The 18,865-nt window shown below is 65.7% G+C and carries 16 protein-coding genes; 13 read left to right on the plus strand and 3 right to left on the minus strand.

Annotation, left to right across the window (positions count from 1 at the left end; translation table 11 throughout):
* The first annotated feature begins 20 nt into the window (after positions 1-20).
* Entirely contained in the window at positions 21-2,228 is a 2,208-nt protein-coding gene (locus CDN38_RS22395) for an adenylate/guanylate cyclase domain-containing protein (protein WP_099319182.1), read from the plus strand.
* Entirely contained in the window at positions 2,225-3,628 is a 1,404-nt protein-coding gene (locus CDN38_RS22400) for a mechanosensitive ion channel family protein (protein ID WP_075512236.1), read from the plus strand. The genes CDN38_RS22395 and CDN38_RS22400 overlap by 4 nt, the downstream gene beginning before the upstream one ends.
* Before the next feature lie 153 nt (positions 3,629-3,781).
* Here the strand turns inward: CDN38_RS22400 and CDN38_RS22405 are convergent, their stop codons facing one another.
* Positions 3,782-4,462, minus strand: coding sequence for an esterase (locus tag CDN38_RS22405; protein ID WP_075512245.1), 681 nt, complete (start codon positions 4,460-4,462; stop codon positions 3,782-3,784).
* Between the two features lie 247 nt (positions 4,463-4,709).
* Here CDN38_RS22405 and CDN38_RS22410 point away from each other — a divergent pair, with 247 nt between their 5' ends.
* Positions 4,710-6,893 (plus strand): adenylate/guanylate cyclase domain-containing protein, encoded by a 2,184-nt coding sequence (locus tag CDN38_RS22410; RefSeq protein WP_075512235.1) that lies wholly within the window; start codon positions 4,710-4,712, stop codon positions 6,891-6,893.
* Positions 6,890-8,293: a mechanosensitive ion channel domain-containing protein gene (locus CDN38_RS22415; RefSeq protein WP_075512234.1), complete on the plus strand. Its 1,404-nt coding sequence runs from the start codon at positions 6,890-6,892 to the stop codon at positions 8,291-8,293. The genes CDN38_RS22410 and CDN38_RS22415 overlap by 4 nt, the downstream gene beginning before the upstream one ends.
* Before the next feature lie 24 nt (positions 8,294-8,317).
* On the opposite strand, the gene CDN38_RS22420 is transcribed toward CDN38_RS22415, so the two are convergent.
* On the minus strand, positions 8,318-10,027 hold the full coding sequence (locus tag CDN38_RS22420) for an amidohydrolase (protein ID WP_082277295.1): 1,710 nt from the start codon (positions 10,025-10,027) through the stop codon (positions 8,318-8,320).
* Positions 10,028-10,218: 191 nt separating this feature from the next.
* Here CDN38_RS22420 and CDN38_RS22425 point away from each other — a divergent pair, with 191 nt between their 5' ends.
* Genes CDN38_RS22425 through CDN38_RS22435 form a run of 3 tightly spaced genes read left to right on the plus strand, consistent with a single transcriptional unit; the run spans position 10,219 to position 13,874 of the window.
* Positions 10,219-11,520 carry a glutamate-5-semialdehyde dehydrogenase gene (locus CDN38_RS22425; RefSeq protein ID WP_075512233.1) on the plus strand — a complete coding sequence of 434 codons (1,302 nt, stop codon included), beginning with the start codon at positions 10,219-10,221 and terminating at the stop codon, positions 11,518-11,520.
* A gap of 25 nt (positions 11,521-11,545) precedes the next feature.
* On the plus strand, positions 11,546-12,421 hold the full coding sequence (locus tag CDN38_RS22430) for an AAA family ATPase (RefSeq protein ID WP_099319183.1): 876 nt from the start codon (positions 11,546-11,548) through the stop codon (positions 12,419-12,421).
* 13 nt (positions 12,422-12,434) lie between these two features.
* Entirely contained in the window at positions 12,435-13,874 is a 1,440-nt protein-coding gene (locus CDN38_RS22435) for a vWA domain-containing protein (RefSeq protein ID WP_075512231.1), read from the plus strand.
* A gap of 6 nt (positions 13,875-13,880) precedes the next feature.
* Here CDN38_RS22435 and CDN38_RS22440 read toward each other — a convergent pair whose 3' ends face one another.
* Positions 13,881-14,873 carry a class I SAM-dependent methyltransferase gene (locus CDN38_RS22440; protein ID WP_075512243.1) on the minus strand — a complete coding sequence of 331 codons (993 nt, stop codon included), beginning with the start codon at positions 14,871-14,873 and terminating at the stop codon, positions 13,881-13,883.
* A 165-nt stretch (positions 14,874-15,038) separates the two neighbouring features.
* Between CDN38_RS22440 and CDN38_RS29665 the strand changes: the two genes are divergently transcribed.
* The 6 genes from CDN38_RS29665 (at position 15,039) to CDN38_RS22465 (ending at position 18,862) form a co-directional block, all read left to right on the plus strand.
* Complete coding sequence (locus CDN38_RS29665; protein ID WP_180276372.1) at positions 15,039-15,179, plus strand: hypothetical protein; 141 nt, start codon at positions 15,039-15,041, stop codon at positions 15,177-15,179.
* Positions 15,180-15,581: 402 nt separating this feature from the next.
* On the plus strand, positions 15,582-16,247 hold the full coding sequence (gene nadD, locus CDN38_RS22445) for a nicotinate-nucleotide adenylyltransferase (protein WP_082277293.1): 666 nt from the start codon (positions 15,582-15,584) through the stop codon (positions 16,245-16,247).
* Complete coding sequence (rsfS, locus tag CDN38_RS22450) at positions 16,244-16,624, plus strand: ribosome silencing factor (RefSeq protein WP_075512229.1); 381 nt, start codon at positions 16,244-16,246, stop codon at positions 16,622-16,624. The genes nadD and rsfS overlap by 4 nt, the downstream gene beginning before the upstream one ends.
* The gene (gene gpgP / locus CDN38_RS22455) at positions 16,621-17,301 is read left to right on the plus strand and encodes a glucosyl-3-phosphoglycerate phosphatase (protein WP_075512228.1); all 681 of its coding nucleotides are present in this window, start codon (positions 16,621-16,623) and stop codon (positions 17,299-17,301) included. The genes rsfS and gpgP overlap by 4 nt, the downstream gene beginning before the upstream one ends.
* Positions 17,291-18,028 (plus strand): diglucosylglycerate octanoyltransferase, encoded by a 738-nt coding sequence (gene octT, locus CDN38_RS22460; RefSeq protein ID WP_099319185.1) that lies wholly within the window; start codon positions 17,291-17,293, stop codon positions 18,026-18,028. The genes gpgP and octT overlap by 11 nt, the downstream gene beginning before the upstream one ends.
* A gap of 3 nt (positions 18,029-18,031) precedes the next feature.
* Positions 18,032-18,862, plus strand: a complete 831-nt coding sequence (locus CDN38_RS22465; protein ID WP_075512226.1) for a DegV family protein — start codon at positions 18,032-18,034, stop codon at positions 18,860-18,862.
* Positions 18,863-18,865: the final 3 nt, after the last annotated feature.

Consider the following 18,865-nt stretch of genomic DNA (forward strand, 5'->3'; position numbering starts at 1 on the left):
AGGAAGTAGGAAGGAAGCCGGTGATATCGGGCGAGGCAACAGATTCCGTGCCGGAGGCACCCGCCGCCCCGGTCCACACCAGCATCATCCCCAAGAGCCTGAGGAAGGAGAGCCGCCGCCGGCCGCGCTTCCGGGTGAGCATCCAGTCCAAGCTCATGGTCTTGCTGCTGCTGTCGAGCATCGTTTCGGTGGCCGCGGTCGTTATCGTCGGTTACCAAACCGGCCGTGCCTCACTACAGGCGGCAGCATACGAACGGTTGACCGAGTTGCGCGAATCGCAGAAGCGGGCAATCGAGACGCTGTTTGCCGACCTGACGAATTCGTTGGTCATCTATGCGCGGGGATTGACGGTGGTGCAGGCGGTCGCGCAGTTCACCGCCGGGTTTGACCAGTTGGCCGACGCGACCATCAACCCCGCCCAGCAGCAGGCGATTGTCAACTACTACACCAACCAGCTCATCAAACCGGTGGAACGAACGACGGGCGAAAAGCTCGATATCACCGCGCTGCTGCCGACGTCGCCGGCCCAGAAGTATTTGCAGGCCTACTACACCGCGCCGTTCACCTCTGATCAGGACTCGATGCGGTTCGACGACGCCGGTGACGGCAGCGCATGGTCGGCCGCCAACGCGCGATTCAACGGTTACTTCCGCGAAATCGTCACCCGCTTCGATTACGACGATGCGGTGTTGCTGGACACCCGGGGCAATATCGTCTACAGCCTGAGCAAGGATCCCGACCTGGGCACCAACATCCTGACCGGGCCGTACCGGGAATCCAACCTGCGCGACGCCTACCTTAAAGCGCTGGGCGCCAACGCCGTTGACTTCACCTGGATCACCGACTTCAAGCCATATCAGCCACAACTGGACGTGCCGACGGCGTGGCTGGTGGCACCGGTTCAGGCCGACGGGAGAACCGCAGGCGTGATCGCGCTGCCGCTGCCGATCGCCAAGATCAACCGGATCATGACCGCCAACCAGCAGTGGCAGGCCGCGGGCATGGGCCGGGGCACGGAGACGTATCTCGCGGGCCCGGACAGCCTCATGCGTTCTGATTCGCGGCTCTTCGTGGAAGACCCCGACGAGTACCGGCGACAATCGGTGGCCGCGGGCACCCCGCTCGACGTGGTGAACCGCGCGATCCAACTCGGTGGCACGACGCTGCTACAGCCCGTTGCCAGCGCGGGTTTGCGTGCCGCCCAACGCGGTCAGACCGGAACCATCACCGCCACCGACTACACCGACAACAAAGAGCTGGAGGCCTACGCGCCGCTGGATGTGCCCAATTCCGACCTGCACTGGTCGATTCTGGCAACACGCGACAACTCCGAGGCATTCGCCGCGGTGGCCGCGTTCAGCAAGGCCCTGGTGTTGGTCACCGTGGCCATCATTCTTGGTATCTGTGTCGCTTCGATGCTGATCGCCCAGGCGATGGTGCGGCCGGTCCGGCGGCTGGAGGCCGGTACCCAGAAGATCAGCGCCGGCGACTACGACGTCACCATTCCGGTAACCACGCGTGACGAAATCGGTGATCTCACAGCGGCTTTCAACGAGATGAGCCGAAACTTGGAAATCAAGGAGGGTCTGCTCAACGAGCAGCGCCAGGAAAACGACCGGCTGCTGCTGTCGATGATGCCCGAGCCGGTGGTGCAGCGTTACCGCGAGGGGGAGAAGACCATTGCCCAGGAGCACCAAGACGTCACGGTGATCTTTGCCGACATCCTGGGGCTGGACGATATTTCCAGGGACCTCTCGGGCAACGAGCTGGTCGGAATCGTCGACGACTTGTTCCGGCAGTTCGACTCGGCGGCAGAATCCCTTGGGGTCGAACGGATTCGCACATTACACAACGGCTACCTGGCCAGTTGCGGGGTGACCACGCCGCGGCTGGACAATGTCGCGCGGACCATCGACTTCGCGCTGGAAATGCGGCGCATCATCGACCGGTTCAACCGGCAAACGGGTCACGAACTGCGCCTGCGGGCCGGTATCAACACCGGCAACGTCATCAGCGGGCTGGTCGGCCGATCCAGCGTCGTCTATGACATGTGGGGCGCCGCGGTGAGCCTGGCTTACCAAACGCACAGTGGCTCACCGCAACCCGGAATCTACGTCACCTCGCCGGTGTACGAGGCGATGCGGGATGTGCGGCAGTTCACCCCGGCGGGCACCATCTCCGTCGGCGGAGTAGACCAGCCCATCTACCGATTGTCGGAGCGATCATGAATGTCCTGAGTACGCCATGGTTTTACTGGGCTGTCGCCATCGCCATCGGATTACCGGTCGCGCTGATCATCCTCACCGAGTTGCACAACTCTCTCGTCCGTCGCCAGAGCCACCTGGCCCGGCAGGTCGGCCTGCTGCGTAACTATCTGCTGCCGCTGGGTGCCCTGCTGCTGCTCCTGGTCAAGGCGTCCCAGATCCCCGCCGGAGACGGCACGGTGCGAATCCTCACCACACTGTTCGGCTTCCTGGTGCTGGTATTGCTGTTGTCGGCGCTCAACGCCACGGTATTTCAGTCAGCGCCGGAAGACAGTTGGCGCAAGCGACTGCCCACCATCTTCCTCGACGTGGCCCGGTTTGCGCTGATCGGCGTCGGCCTGGCAATGATCCTGTCCTACGTCTGGGGGGTGCGGGTCGGGGGCATATTCACCGCGCTGGGGGTGACCTCGGTCGTCATCGGCCTGATGCTGCAGAACTCCGTGGGCCAGATCGTGTCGGGGTTGTTCATGCTGTTCGAGCAGCCGTTCCGGATCGACGATTGGCTGGACACACCCACCGCGCGGGGGCGAGTTGTGGAGGTGAACTGGCGCGCGGTACACATCGAGACCGGAACCGGCTTGCGGATCACCCCGAACTCGATGCTGGCTACCACGTCGTTCACTAATCTGTCCCGGCCGGGTGGCTCGCACAAATGCACGATCACAACGAAATTCGCCCTCGCCGACGCGCCGAACAAGGTGTGTGCGATGCTGACCCGTGTTGCCTCCGGGCTACCCCAGCTCAAGTCGGGAACCATGCCGGAAACGGTCGCACTAGGGGGCGGCGAGTACCGCACCACGGTCCGGCTGAGATCGCCCGCCGACGACGGCGCCGCACAGGCGACATTATTGCCGTGGGTCTGGTACGCCGCCCGGCGGGAAGAGCTTCACCTCGACGAGGCCGATGACGAATTCTCGACGTCCGACCGAGTGCAGGATGCGTTGCGCACGATGGTGGGGCCGGAGCTGCGGCTGAGTCTGACCGAACAGCAGTCGCTGGTTCCCTACGCGAGGGTGGTGCGCTACGGCGCCGACGAGATCGTGCAACGCGCGGGCGTCGTCCCCAAGGGAATGGCCTTCATCATCGCCGGCAGTGTTCGTCTGACCGCGACGGCGGAGGACGGCTCCGTTGTCCCGATCGGCACGCTCAACCAGGGAGCGTTTCTGGGGGTGACCGCACTGACCCGGCAACCCAACCCTGCCGGCGCGGTGGCACTGGAGGAGATGACCGCACTCGAGATCGACCGCGAACACCTCGAGCACGTCATCATGAACAAGCCGCTGTTGCTACAGGAGTTGGGCCGGCTCATCGATGAACGGCAAAGCAAGGCGCAGCGGGTGACCCGGCGTGAGCGGGTGGGCTGAGCCACGCCGGACCGGCGCACCGCGTGGCTGAATGGTCATGCCCGTCATGTTCGTCGGGTGTGCGGATCGCGGTCCTTGCGCCGACGTCGACGGTAGCGTCACAGCTTGTCGTGATTTTCCGCGCTGGCGTCAATCTCGACGCTTACCACGTGGCTAGGCCAGCATCGAATCGATTGCGGAGCGCGGGACCGATGCCTGGGTGGAGCCGGCGGACTCGGGCAGCAGTTCACCCGGGTTGAAGAAAAAGGTCACCCCATCATTGGTGATCGCGAAATTCTGGTAATTCGCCGGATCCAAACCGGCTGCGGGCGCTACCTGCTGTCCGGTCTGCTTTTGCAGGGCAGTTTGCACGACGGGGAAAACGGTCGGCAGCGGGTCGGTCTTGGGCTGCCACAGCGTGTCGTAGGTGATCGGCTTGCGATACCCCTGATCCCAGTTGAACGCCTTGTACTTCGTCGTCGGCTGCCCGCTGCCAACGTTCTGTACGACCTTGAGTACCAAGGACTGGGTGCCGCGAGGTGGTATCGCCGATTCGTAGTTGGTCGAGGTGATCTCCAACTGGTAGGGCGCATCGCGGGGAGCGGACGATTTGGCGACGTTGAGGAAGTCGTCTCGCGTCTGGGCGACGTAGCTTTGCAGCGACTTTTGGTCAGGGTAGTTACTCGGGAGACTGATATTGATGGTGTATGCCGGGTCCGAAACCTGAATCTGGCATACCTGGCCGGCAGTGGTGCCCTGCAGCTCGTCGCAGTAGGTCTTGGGTGCGGCCGCGGCGATTCCGGGACTGCCGAGCGCGACGACGGCCAGGACAACCAGGGGCACTGTGATTCGCATGACGAGGTTCCCTCCGAGGCAAAGTTGCGGCACCGGGGTAACGGACCAGTGTCCGGCTGCGGTGATGCCCGAGTCGTCGACCAACCCGGCCATCGACCAACATAGGCCATCGCGGCACCCGCGGCTGTCAAGGGGGCAGCGGACCCCGGGGCGGCATGTTTTCGGCCAAACCCGATTTTCCCTGCATTTTCGCGTTAGTCTGCTGCGTGATCTGCCGGTCTGGCCGCAGTAAGCGAAAGGAAGCCGAGTGACATCGGGGCAGCCAACGCAACCGGTATCCCAAGAAGAGTCCGCCCCAACCGGGAGTCGTGGGCGCCGGCTGCTGCGGTTGTTCCGGATGGGCATCCAATCGAAGTTGTTGGTGACGCTGCTGCTGTGCAGCATCATGTCGGTGGCGGTGGTCGGTCTCACCGGGTATGTGACGGGCCGCAACGCTCTGCAACAAGTGGCGACCGAGCGGTTGCTCGAATTGCGGGAGTCGCACAAGCGGCAGCTGGAGGGGCTTTTCGGCGAGTTCACCAATTCGCTGGAGGTGTACAGCAGCGGTTTCAGTGCCGTCCAGGCGATCGAGGCGTTCACCGACGGCTTCAACCAGTTGTCCAACGCCACCATCAGCCCGGCCCAGCAGGAGTCGATCGTTAATTACTACAGCAACGCGGTGGTCAAACCGATCAGTCAGCTGACCGGTGACGATGTCGACATCAACGCGCTGTTGCCGACCTCCAACTCGCAGAAGTACCTTCAGGCCAACTACACCCCGCAGTGCGCGTCGGCGAGCGAATCGGTGTTGTGCAGCGACGCCGGTGACGGCAGCGCCTGGTCGGCAGCCAACGCCCGCTACAACGACTTCTTCCGCGGGATCGTCACTCGCTTCGCCTATCGAGACGCGTTGTTGCTCGACCTTCACGGCAATGTCGTCTACACCGTGAGCAAAGGCCCCGACCTGGGTACCAACATCTTCACCGGGCCCTATCGGGAAACGGTCTTGCGGGATGCGTACCGGAAAGCGTTGCGCTCCAACAATGTTGACTTCGTATGGATCACTGATTTCCAGCAGTATCAGCCGCAGCTGGACGCCCCCACCGCATGGGTGGTGTCGCCGATCGGGATGGCGGGCAAGATCGAAGGCGTTATGGCGTTGCCGCTGCCGATCTCGAAGATCAACGACATCATGAACGCCCACAAGCACTGGGAAGCCGTCGGCATGGGCCGCTCGACCGAGACCTACCTGGTGGGCCCGGACAACCTGATGCGTTCCGATTCACGGCTGTTTCTGCAAGACCGAGACAAGTATGAACGGGAGGCGGTGGCGGGCGGCACTCCCCGCGACGTGGTGGACAGCGCGATCCGGCTGGGAACCACTGTTCTGGTGCAGCCGGTTCCGAGCGCGGGGGTTCGGTACGCCCAACGCGGCCAGACCGGCGTCACGAAGGACACCGACTACCTGGGCAATCGGGAGCTGCAAGCATACGCGCCGCTGGATGTGCCGAACTCCGATCTGCACTGGTCGGTCCTGGCGACCCGGGACGACTGGGATGCCTATCAGCGGCTGTCCACGTTCGGCAAGACGCTGGTGCTGGCGGTCGCCGGGATCACCTTGGCGATCTGCGTGGTATCGATGCTGCTCGCCAAGCTGCTCGTGCGCCCGATCCGGCGCTTGGAGGCCGGTACCGAGAGAATCGCCGCCGGCGACTACGAGGTGACCGTTCCGGTGCGGTCACGCGACGAACTCGGCGATCTCACTGCGGCTTTCAACGAGATGAGCCGCAACCTCAAGATCAAAGAGGAGCTGCTCAACGAGCAACGCAAGGAAAACGATCGGTTGCTGCTGTCGCTGATGCCCGAGCCGGTGGTGCAGCGGTACCGCGAGGGAGCGCAGACCGTCGCGCAGGAACACCAGGACGTCGCCGTGATCTTCGCCGACATGGTGGGGCTCGACGACATGTCCGACGACCTGTCCGGGGACGAACTGGTCGCCGTCGTCAACGAACTCTTCCGGCAGTTCGACTCGGCGGCTGAAGCGCTTGGCGTGGAGCGGATTCGAACGTTCCACAACGGCTACCTGGCCAGCTGCGGTGCCACCACCCCGCGGCTGGACAACATCCACCGAAGCGTTGACTTCGCCATCGAGATCCAGCGCATCATCGACAGATTCAACAGCCGGTCACGGCACAAGCTCCGGCTGCGGGTCGGAATCAATACCGGGAAGGTCATCAGCGGCTTGGTCGGTCGCGCCAGCCTCGCTTACGACATGTGGGGTGCCGCGGTAAGCCTGGCCTACCAAATGCACAGCGGCTCACCGCAACCCGGCATCTATGTCACCTCGCAGGTATACGAGGCGATGCGCGACATCTGGAAGTTCGTGCCGGCCGGAACCATCTCGGTCGGCGGTTCGGAGCAACAAATCTGGCGGTTGGTGGAACGCCAATGAACATCTTCAGCGCCTCGTGGTTCTACTGGGCCGTCTCGGTCGCGCTGGGATTGCCCATCCTGATCGTCATTCTCACCGAGTTGCAGCACGCGTTGCGCCGCAGGGGAAGTCATCTCGCCAGGCAAATCAGCCTGCTGCGCAACTACTTGCTGCCGCTGGGAGCGCTGCTGTTGCTCATCGTGAATTCGGAGGGCGTCCCGGCCCACGACAACGCCGTCCGGATTCTCACCACGGTATTCGGTTTCCTGGTGCTGGTGCTGCTGTTATCCGGGCTCAATGCGACCGTCTTCGCGGCAGCTCCGCAAGGTTCGTGGCGCAAGCGGTTACCGGTGATCTTCCTGGACGTGGCCCGGTTCGTGCTCATCGGAGCCGGGCTGGCGGTGATCCTCTCCTATGTCTGGGGTGTGCGGATTGGCGGACTGTTCACCGCCGTGGGTGTGACTTCGGTCGTCATCGGCCTGATGTTGCAGAACTCCGTCGGACAGATCGTGTCCGGCCTGTTCATGTTGTTCGAGCAGCCCTTTCAGATCGATGACTGGCTCGACACCAGCACCGCGCGGGGACGAATCGTCGAGGTTAACTGGCGCGCCGTTCACATCGACACTGGCAGCGGCCTGCGGATCACCCCGAACTCGGTGCTGGCCAGCACGCCGTTCACCAATCTGAGCCGGCCGGCGGGCGGCTACCAATTGGCGATGAAGACCATATTTTCCGACGCGGATTCGCCCGACCGGGTTTGTGCGTTGCTGTCGCGGATTGCCGGCGCGCTGCCGCAGCTCCACAGCGGTTTCAGCCCCACCTGCGAGCCGGTCGGCGGCGCCGAGTACTGCACCACGATCGGCTTGCGGTCACCGGCTGACGAAAGTGACGCTCGAGCGACTTTTCTGCGGTGGATCTGGTATGCCGCGCGGCGGGAAAAGCTGCACCTCGACGGCGCCGACGACGACTTCTCGACGATCGAGCGCCTGCGGGACGCCCTGAAAGCGGTGGTGGGACCGGCATTGCGGCTCAACGACGCTGACCAGCAGACGTTGCTGTCGCACGCGAGATTGCTGCGATACGGTGCCGGCGAAATCGTGCAATGCGCGGGCGAGGTGCCCGTGGAGATGATGTTCGTCGTCGCCGGGCGGGTTCGGCTCACCGCGACGGCCGATGACGGATCGGTGGTGCCGATCACCACCCTGGAGGAAGGCGGATTTCTGGGTCTGACCGCGCTGACCCGGCAGCCGAATCTCTCCAGCGCATACGCGATCGACGAGGTGACCACGGTGGAGATCGGCCGCGAGCACGTCGAGCATTTGGTGGCACGGCAACCGTTGCTGCTCCAGGACTTCGGCCACATCCTCGAAGAGCGGCAAAGCCAGGTGCGCCAGAGTCTGCATCGAGAATGGTTCAACTGAGGAAACCGCCGCAACCGCATGCCGTTACCCGAGCGGATGCACCTCTCCTTCGAACACCGTGCCCCAGATGCCGACGTCCTTGAGGCCCTCCGCGCCAACGTCGTAGGGATTTTCTTCGAGCACCGCGAAGTCCGCTTTCTTGCCGGCGCGAATGGAGCCGATCTCGTCTTCTTTGCGCAGGATCCAGGCAGCATCGATGGTGATCGCCTTGAGCGCGGTATGCAGGCCGACCCGCTCCTGCGGACAATTCCGGTTGCCGTTGATCGTCACCCGGTTGGCCGCCACCCAGGCCAGGGTGAGCGGCGACAACGGCGCCATCGGACAGTCGGAGTGCACGGTGAACGGCATACCCATCCGCTCCAGCATCCCCATGCGCACCATCTGCGTTCCGCGATCCGGGCCCAGCCACTGCTCGCTGAAGATGTCGCTGAGCATGTACAGGTAGTACGCGTTGCAGGAGACCAGCATGCCGATCTCGTTCATTTGCCGGCACTGGTCCTCGCTGTTGAAGGCATAGTGCTCCAGCGTGGCGCGATGGCCGAAGCGCGGCTTGACGTCGAGCAGCCTGCGGATGATGTCAATGTAGGTTGCGGAGCTGAGGTCGCCGTTGATGTGGGCGTGCAGCTGGTAGCCGGCCTTCCAGAATGGTTCGGCATAGCTGTATAGCAGCTCGGGCGGGGCCATCCACACGCCCTGGTGGCCGTCCAGATAACCGGGGAAGGCGCATTGGGAGAGTCCGCTGTAGATCGCGCCGTCGGCCTGCAGCTTGAAGTGACGGTCGAACATCACCCGCCGGCTGTTGTGTGTTGCCCACTCTTCGGCCGCCTCGAGCGCTGCCGCCGGGTTGACGCCGCGGGGGATGAAGTCGGCCGTGGTGGGTGTGAGAATGATGCGGCAGGGCGCCTGCGTCGACTCGGCGGTGTCGCGGATCAGTGTGGTCTCGCCGACCGGGTCGCCGAAGATGCCCACTCCCATGTCCAGGCACGTGGTCACGCCGGCCATGTGCACCATTTCCAGGAAGTTCTGCATCCCCTTGCGATAACGGTCCGGATCGAAGTGCAGTCTGCCCAGCCGAGACGCGTTCAGTAGCTGCGCCCCGTTCTCCCAGAAGTGTCCTTCTTCCCAGTTGGCGTCCGGATGCCCGGTGAACTGCTCTGGCCTGACCCCGGTCCAGTCGAGCGCGGCATCGTTGAGGAAGAGCTCGTGAAACGACCGATGCCACAAAATGATCGGCTTGTCGCCGTAGCGCTGGGTCAGGTCGGACTTGGTGAGTTTTCCGTGCCACAGCGGATGGTAGCCCCAGGTGACGAACGGCAGCGTCCAATCCTGGTGCGCCGCAACCAGTTTGTCGAGCCCGGCAAGGTAGGACTCCGGAGTTTTCGCCCCGGGGAACTTCCCGGTCGGCAGGGTCCAGTCGTCGGGCGCCAGAAACGGATACTGAGTCAAGACAGCGGGCAAAGACGGGTGCACGTGCGGGTCGATGAAGCCCGGCATCAGGACCTTGTCCTTCATCCGGTCATCGACTTCGTACTCGTAGCGGTCGAGCCACGGTTGCAACATGTCCAGCGTGCCGACGGCCACGATCTTCCCGCCACCCACGGCCACCGCCGTTGCCGTCGGCATCGCCTCGCACATGGTGATGATCTCGCGCGCCGGAAAGACGGTGATTTTCTCGAATTCTTGGTGCGTGAGCTTCTGGGCCGGCCCCTTTTTGTGAGTTTTGTCAGAAGGCATGCATGTGGTCCTTTCCCGTCTTCCCGGCCTGCCGTGTTCCGCCCGCCCTCACGACTCGGTCGCATCGGATCACGTCGCATCGGGTCAAGAGGCCCATTGTGCCGAACCCGCCGTTCGTCCCCGGCTTCGCCCGCAGCGTCCCAGAACCGGGCCGTCGTACCCGGTCGGCTAACACCCGTTACGCTGGGGCAATGAGTGTGCAAGCGCCGTCCCCGAGCGCTGGGGGCACCTCCCGCCCCCAGGCCCGGGGGACGACTCAGGAGCGAGAGCCGGACTACCGTCGACAGGTGCACGACGCGGCCCGCCGGGCGCGGGCGGCGGCCCGGTTGCTGGCCGTGTTGTCCAGGACCGTCAAGGACCGTGCGCTGCACGCCGCCGCCGACGAGATCTTGTCGCGCGCCGACCAGATTCTGGCCGCCAATGCCGAAGACCTCGACGCGGCGCGCGCCGCCGGCACACCCGCCGCGATGCTCGACCGGCTGGCCCTGAACCCGCAGCGTATCGACGGTATCGCCGCCGGTTTGCGCCAGGTCGCGGGACTGCCCGATCCGGTCGGCGAGGTGCTGCGCGGCTACACGCTGCCCAACGGGCTGCAGCTGCGCCAGCAGCGCGTCCCGCTCGGCGTGGTCGGCATGATCTACGAGGGCCGGCCCAACGTCACCGTCGACGCCTTCGGCCTGACGCTGAAGTCGGGCAACGCCGCGTTGCTGCGCGGCAGCTCCTCTGCGGCGAGGTCCAACGAAGCCCTGGTCACCGCGTTGCGCACCGCGCTGGCCGGCCAGGACCTGCCCGCCGATGCGGTACAGCTGCTCTCGGCCGCCGACCGGTCCACCGTCACCCACCTGATCCAGGCGCGCGGCCTGGTCGACGTGGCCATTCCACGCGGGGGAGCGGGCCTGATCGAGGCCGTGGTGCGCGACGCGCAGGTGCCCACCATCGAAACCGGTGTGGGCAACTGCCATGTGTACGTCCACGAAGCCGCCGATCTGGACGTCGCCGAACGGGTTTTGCTGAACTCCAAGACCCGCCGGCCCAGCGTCTGCAACGCGGCCGAGACGCTGCTGGTGGACGCGGCGATCGCCGATCACGCGCTGCCCCGGCTGCTGGCGGCTCTGCAGGACGCCGGCGTCACCGTGCATCCGAATGCCGACGACGACAACCTGCGCCGGGAATACCTGGCGATGGAGATCGCGGTGGCTGTGGTCGACGGTGTCGACGCGGCGATCGCCCACATCAACGAGTACGGCACCGGACACACCGAAGCCATCGTGACCACCAATCTTGCTGCGGCTCAGCGGTTCACCGAACGGGTCGATGCCGCCGCGGTCATGGTCAACGCGTCGACGGCGTTCACCGACGGCGAGCAGTTCGGCTTCGGCGCCGAGATCGGCATCTCCACCCAGAAACTGCATGCCCGCGGTCCGATGGGACTGCTGGAATTGACTTCGAGCAAGTGGATCGTGTGGGGAGACGGCCATACTCGTCCGGCCTAGCCGGCCCTGTTAAGGAGAACTGATTGTGACGGTACCCGCTCGGTCCGCGCCACTATTCGCCGATATCGCCGACGTCTCGCGGCGGCTTGCCGAGACCGGTTACCTGCCCGACACCGCCACCGCGACGGCCGTCTTCCTGGCCGACCGGCTCGGTAAGCCGCTGCTGGTAGAAGGCCCGGCCGGCGTCGGCAAAACCGAACTCGCGCGTGCCGTCGCCCAGGCCACCGGATCCGGACTGGTCCGGCTGCAGTGCTACGAGGGCGTCGACGAGGCCCGGGCCCTCTACGAGTGGAACCATGCCAAGCAGATCCTGCGCATCCAGGCCGGCTCGGGCGACTGGCAGGCGACCAAAGATGACGTGTTCAGCGAGGAGTTCCTGCTGCAGCGGCCGTTGCTGACGGCGATCCGGCGCACCGATCCGACGGTGCTGCTGATCGACGAAACCGACAAAGCCGACATCGAAATCGAAGGCCTGCTGCTGGAGGTACTCTCCGACTTCGCGGTGACCGTTCCCGAGCTGGGCACACTCACCGCCGAGCGGGCCCCGTTCGTGGTGCTGACCTCCAACGCCACCCGCGAGCTGTCCGAGGCACTCAAGCGTCGCTGCCTGTTCCTGCACATCGACTTCCCCAGTCCCGAGCTGGAGCGGCGCATCCTGCTGTCGCGAGTCCCCGAGCTGCCCGAGCACCTGGCCGAGGAGCTGGTGCGCATCATCGGCGTGCTGCGCGGCATGCAGCTCAAGAAGTTGCCGTCGATCGCCGAGACCATCGACTGGGGCCGGACGCTGCTGGCACTGGGCCTGGACACCATCGACGACGCCGTGGTCGCCGCCACGCTCGGTGTCGTGCTGAAACACCAATCCGACCAGCAACGCGCGACCGGCGAGTTGCGGCTCAACTGACGGGGCTGCGCTGATGGCCACCCGACGTATCCGTCCCGCCCGGCCGCTGGCCCCGCACGGGCTGCCCGGCCATCTGGTCGGGTTCGTGGAAGCGCTTCGCGCCGTTGGCATTTCGGTGGGTCCGTCCGAAACGGTGGACGCCGGGCGGGTGATGGCAACCCTGGGTCTGGGCGATCGCGACGTGTTGCGAGAGGGCATCGCGTGCGCGGTGCTGCGCCGGCCCGATCACCGCGAGACCTACGACGCGATGTTCGACCTGTGGTTTCCCGCAGCACTAGGCGCCCGCGCGGCGGTCACCGAGGACGAGGTCGGCGACGACGAGTCCCTGCCGCCCGACGACGTCGAGGCGATGCGGCAGCTGCTGCTGGATCTGCTGACCGACAACCCCGACCTGGCCGATATGGACGAGCGGCTGGTGGCGATGATCGCGCGCATCGTCGAGGCCTACGGCAAATACAGCTCCAGCCGCGGGCCGTCGTTCTCGTCGTATCAGGCGCTCAAGGCGATGGCGTTGGACGAACTGGAGGGCAAGCTGCTGGCAGGGCTGCTGGCACCCTATGGCGACGAGCCCACCCCCACCCAGGAGCAGATAGCCAAAGCGCTTGCAGCGCAACGGATTGCACAGTTGCGAAAGTTGGTCGACGCCGAGACCAAGCGGCGCACCGCCGAGCAGCTCGGCCGCGACCACGTCCAGATGTACGGCATCCCACAGCTTTCCGAGAACGTCGAGTTCCTGCGGGCTTCTGGTGAGCAATTGCGCCAGATGCGCCGGGTGGTGGCCCCGCTGGCCCGCACGCTGGCCACTCGGCTGGCGGCGCGACGGCGCCGGTCCCGCGCCGGATCGATCGACCTGCGAAAGACGCTGCGCAAGTCGATGTCCACCGGCGGTGTCCCGATCGACGTGGTGCTGCGCAAACCGCGCCCGGCGCGCCCGGAACTGGTTGTGCTGTGCGACGTTTCCGGTTCCGTCGCCGGGTTCAGCCACTTCACGCTGCTGCTGGTCCATGCTTTGCGCCAACAGTTTTCCCGGGTCCGGGTGTTCGCCTTCATCGACACCACCGACGAGGTGACGCACATGTTCGGCCCGGAAGCCGATCTGGCCGTGGCCATCCAGCGGATCACAAGGGAAGCCGGGGTGTATGCCCGCGACGGTCATTCCGACTACGGCAACGCGTTCGTCTCCTTCCTGCAGGCTTTCCCGAGCGTGCTGTCGCCGCGCAGCTCGCTGCTGGTGCTCGGCGACGGCCGCACCAACTACCGCAACCCGGCCGTCGACGTGCTGGCCGACATGGTGACCGCGAGCCGGCATGCGCACTGGCTCAACCCCGAGCCCAGACACCTGTGGGGCAGTGGCGATTCAGCGGTGCCGCGCTATCAGGAAGTGATCACCATGCACGAATGCCGGTCGGCCAAACAGCTGGCCGAGGTGATCGACCGGCTGCTGCCGGTGTGATCCGCCTCAGCGGGTTTTGCTGAAGACCAGCCAACGCATCGCAATCGGGCTCATCTGACGCTCGACGGGGAACACGTCGAGGCCGCTGACCCAGTCGGCGTACCAGCTGGTGGGCGGCCAGGCGCCCGGGGGCAGGTGCGCCTTCTCGTAGTCGTAGACCGAGTCGTCGCCGACGAGCTCGAGCGCCAGCCCGGCCGCGGCAGCCGACATCTCCGGTCGAGTGAAGATGCCTGTATACACCTGCTGCCCGAACTGCCGGGTGGCCTGGTCGGGTATGTAGTCCAGGTCAGCCAGGAAGGCATTGAACACCAATCGTCCGCCGGGAGCCAGGCAGTGCGCCGCCAGTTCGAACAACCCGCGCAGTTGCTGTGTCGTCCGGAAATCAGGCACCACCTCGGAGAGCACGATCAGCTGGTAGTCCTGCCGCAGGTCGGCCGTGCTGGCGAAGACGTCACGCACGATGACCCGCACATCGAGGGATTCCCGTTGGGCCTCGGAGCGAATGATGTCGGCGAACTTCGGGGTCAGCTCCACCACGTCGACCGGATGCCCGCGTCGTGCCAGCGCCAGGGCGTTTCGGCCGGTTCCCGCTCCGATCTCGAGCACCCGATGAGCGCGGGGTTCGGGGGCTTCGTTGGCCAGCGCCCACACCCGCGCGTCGGGTTCGGTGCCGAAAAGCGGGGGCTCGCGGGTGCTGATCCAGTTCTCGTATTCCTGCGCCAGGGTCCGCCATTGTGCCCGAACTTGGTAATGCAAGGTCGGGCCGATCGGCGCTTTGAACGAGATGACGATGCTCGAACGCTGGGAAGCTGCGTACGCATCGGCCAGTTGGGCCTCGAGGACGCTTCTGACATGGGCGAGTTCATCGTCGGAAAACGCCCGGCCCACAGTGGCAAAGAGCTTGGCGCACATCGCCACGTATTCGTCGATCATGCCCGGAACGGCCGGCAGCGAGATCTCGCCGGTGACCTGGGAGCGGGTGTAGAACCGCCGGAGCATGGACTCCTTCAGCAGCGCTGTGGGCTGGTCGGAGCTGGGCGCCAAATTGTCCACAGACACCTTTTACACGACCTAGCGGGCGGTTACATCGGCATTGAAGCAATGGCTTGGGCCGGCTTGGGTCGGCTTGGGCCGGTATTCCTCCGAACTGGTACCCACCGACGAATGGCTGACGGATCGCGGCGCTCGGGTCAGCAGCTCGAATCCAGCTCCGAGCGGTCGTGGGGCTGCGCCCCGGTGTGGGGAGACGGAAATCGCGTGCTGATGCGGTTGGGTCGGCGGCTGATGGCGCCGAGTGTGCCCTGACGGGTCCGAGTGTGCCGTCGGGGCGCCGAGTGCGCGCTGATGGCGCCGAGTGTGCCGTCAGGGCGGCCGATCGTGGCGGTTCCCGCCCTACATACACAGTCAAAGCCGTCACCGCACACTCGATACGGGTTTGAGCGAAGGTGCGGTATCGGCGTGCCGATAACAGAGCCAGGCATCCAAGGCTGCCCACAAGGACATCGTTGACCAGCAGCATTCGTGGTCAGGTCACCATGAATTTCCGAGTGGGGCGCGGCGACCTCCGGCGCCCACCGATTCTTGGGCGCCAGGGCAATCGATGCTCTTCGGCAGCCGCACCGACCAGTGTGTCGTGGGCGAAGCCGGACGCCGCCCAGCTGAACCGCGCGACAAGATCCGCGAAAGGCCGAAGTAAGCTGGCACATCGTGCAAAAGCACCGTCGCAGGCTGGGAGTGATGGGTGGGACGTTCGATCCCATCCACCACGGCCACCTGGTTGCCGCCAGTGAGGTGGCCGACCGGTTCGACCTGGACGAAGTGCTGTTCGTGCCCAGCGGCCAGCCATGGCAGAAGGGCGGCGACGTTTCCGCCGCCGAGGACCGCTATTTGATGACGGTGATCGCGACCGCGTCCAATCCCCGGTTTTCGGTGAGCCGGGTCGACATCGACCGCGGCGGCCCCACCTACACCAAAGACACGTTGCGCGATCTGCACGACCTGGACCCGGAGGCGCAGCTCTACTTCATCACCGGCGCCGACGCGCTGGCGTCGATTCTGTCGTGGCACCGCTGGGAGGAGCTGTTCGAGCTGGCGCGGTTCGTCGGTGTCAGCCGGCCCGGCTACGACCTGCGCCACGACCATGTCACCGCCGCCCTGGCCGGGCTGTCCGAGGACGCCTTGACCCTGGTCGAGATTCCGGCGCTGGCCATCTCGTCCACCGACTGCCGTCAGCGGGCCGCAGAATCACGGCCATTGTGGTACCTGATGCCCGATGGTGTCGTGCAGTACGTGTCCAAGCGCCGCCTCTACCGCGGGCCCGGGGAGCCCGCGAACCCCACGAGCTCCAGCCTGACCGCAGGGAACAGCGCATGACCGCCACCCGAGAAGCCATCGACATGGCGACCGTGGCCGCCGGCGCGGCCGCAGCCAAGCTCGCCGACGACGTCGTGGTCATCGACGTCTCCGGGCAATTGGTCATCACCGACTGTTTCGTCATTGCCTCGGCGTCCAACGAACGGCAGGTCAACGCGATCGTCGACGAAGTCGAGGAGAAGATGCGCCGGGCGGGTTACCGGCCGGCACGGCGCGAGGGCGCCCGGGAAGGCCGCTGGACATTGCTGGATTACCGCGACATCGTCGTGCATGTCCAGCACCAGGATGACCGCGACTTCTATGCCCTGGACCGGCTGTGGAGCGACTGTCCGGTGGTGCCGGTGGACCTGGCGCCCTCCTCCGAGGATCTGCAATGAGCGCGCGGCGGCGGCTGGTGATGCTGCGCCACGGGCAAACCGATTTCAACCTGGGCAGCCGGATGCAGGGTCACCTGGACACCCACCTGACCGACCTGGGCCGAGCCCAGGCGGTCGCCGCCGCCGAAGCGCTGGGCAAGATGCAGCCGCTGCTGATCGTGTCGTCGGATCTGCGGCGCGCCTACGACACGGCGATGACGCTGGGAGAACGGACCGGATTGCCGGTCCGGGTTGACCGCCGGTTGCGCGAAACTCACATCAGCGACTGGCAGGGCATGACCCACGCCGAGATCGACGACGAAGCACCCGGTGCGCGGTTGGCCTGGCGGGAGGATGCGACGTCGGCACCGCACGGCGGGGAAAGCAGGATTGACGTCGCCGCCCGAAGTCTGCCTGTGGTAACCGAACTGGTGTCCAGCGAACCCGGTTGGGGTGACCCCCAACAACCGGATCGACCGGTGGTGCTGGTGACCCACGGAGGGCTCATCGCCGCGCTGACCGCCGCGCTGCTGCAGCTGCCGGTAGCCCACTGGCCCGCCCTGGGTGGTATGGGCAATGCCAGCTGGACACAACTCAGCGGACATTCGACCGGTCATGGTGCCGGTGATGACGCCGAGATCCGCTGGCGCCTCGACGTGTGGAATGCCTCGGCTCAGGTTGTCGGCGATGTCCTCTGAGACTCGACCGGTGCTGCTGGTCTTCGCCGACTCGCTGGCCTATTACGGGCCCACCGGCGGCCTACCCGCAGACGATCCGCGCATCTGGCCCAATATCGTTGTAGCCCAACTGGATTGGGATCTGGAGCTGATCGGGCGCATCGGCTGGACGTGCCGGGACGTATGGTGGGCGGCGACCCAGGACCCGCGGTCGTGGGCGGCGCTGCCCCGGGCGGGAGCGGTGGTCTTCGCCACCAGCGGGATGGATTCGCTGCCGTCGGTCCTGCCGACCGCGCTGCGGGAGCTGATCCGCTACGTCCGCCCACCCTGGTTACGGCGGTGGGCGCGCGACGGCTACGCCTGGGTGCAGCCGCGGTTTTCGCCGGTGGCCCGGTCCGCGCTACCGCCGCACCTGACCGTCGAATACCTCGAACAGACCCGCGGCGCAATAGATTTCAACCGGCCCGGCATCCCGGTGGTGGCCTCGCTGCCGTCGGTGCATATCGCCGAGACCTACCGCAGGGCGCACCACGGCCGGGCGGCTACCGCGGCGGCCATCACCGAATGGGCGCAGGGCCACGATATTCCCCTGGTGGACCTCAAAGCCGCTGTCGCCGAGCACATTATGAAAGGGCGAGGCAATCCGGACGGCATTCACTGGAACTTCGAAGCCCATCAGGCGGTCGCGGAACTGATGCTCAAGGCGCTGGCCGAAGCCGGGGTGCCGGACGAGAAACCGCGCCGCTGAGCCATGTCTGTCGTGGTGGTGACGGATACGTCGGCGCGCCTGCCGGCCGGCCTGCGCGATACCTGGGCGATACGCGAAGTGCCGTTGCATATCCTGCTCGACGGCGCCGACCTGCGCGACGGTGTCGACGAGATACCCGCCGACATCTACCAGCGCCACGCCACCACCGCCGCGGCCACCCCGGCCGAGCTGGACGCCGCCTACCGGCAGGCCCTGGCCGACAGCGGCGGGGACGGGGTGGTGGCGATACATATCTCGTCGGGACTGTCGGGAACTTGCCGCGCGGCCGAGCTGACCGCGGCCGGCCTCGGCTCGGCCGTGCGGGTCATCGACTCGAAGTCGGCGGCGATGGGCACCGGATTCGCCGTGCTGGCTGCCGCGCGTGCCGCGGCCGCCGGCAATGACCTGGATGCCGTTGCTCGCGCTGCCCAGGAAGCGGTGCGGCGTACGCGGGCGTTCATCGTCGTACACCGGCTGGACAACCTGCGCCGCAGCGGACGGATCGGCGGCGCTAAGGCATGGCTGGGTACCGCGCTGGCTCTCAAGCCGATCCTTCGCATCGACGACGGGAAACTTGTTCTGGCCCAACGTGTTCGCACCGTCAAACACGCGATGGCGGCGATGATCGACCGGGTGTGCGAGGTGGTCGGCGAAGGCCCTGCTGCTGTTGCGGTGCATCACGTCGCCAACTCCGGCGGCGCCGGGGAAGTGGCGGCGGAGCTGGCCCGGCGGCTGCCGGCGAGTGAACCGGCAATCGTGACCGACTTGGGGCCGGTGCTGGCGGTACACGTGGGCGCCGGGGCGGTCGCGGTCTGCCTGCACGTCGACCGTTAGTTA

Origin of the sequence: Mycobacterium ostraviense (assembly GCF_002705925.1) — a bacterium.
Lineage (GTDB): Bacteria > Actinomycetota > Actinomycetes > Mycobacteriales > Mycobacteriaceae > Mycobacterium > Mycobacterium ostraviense.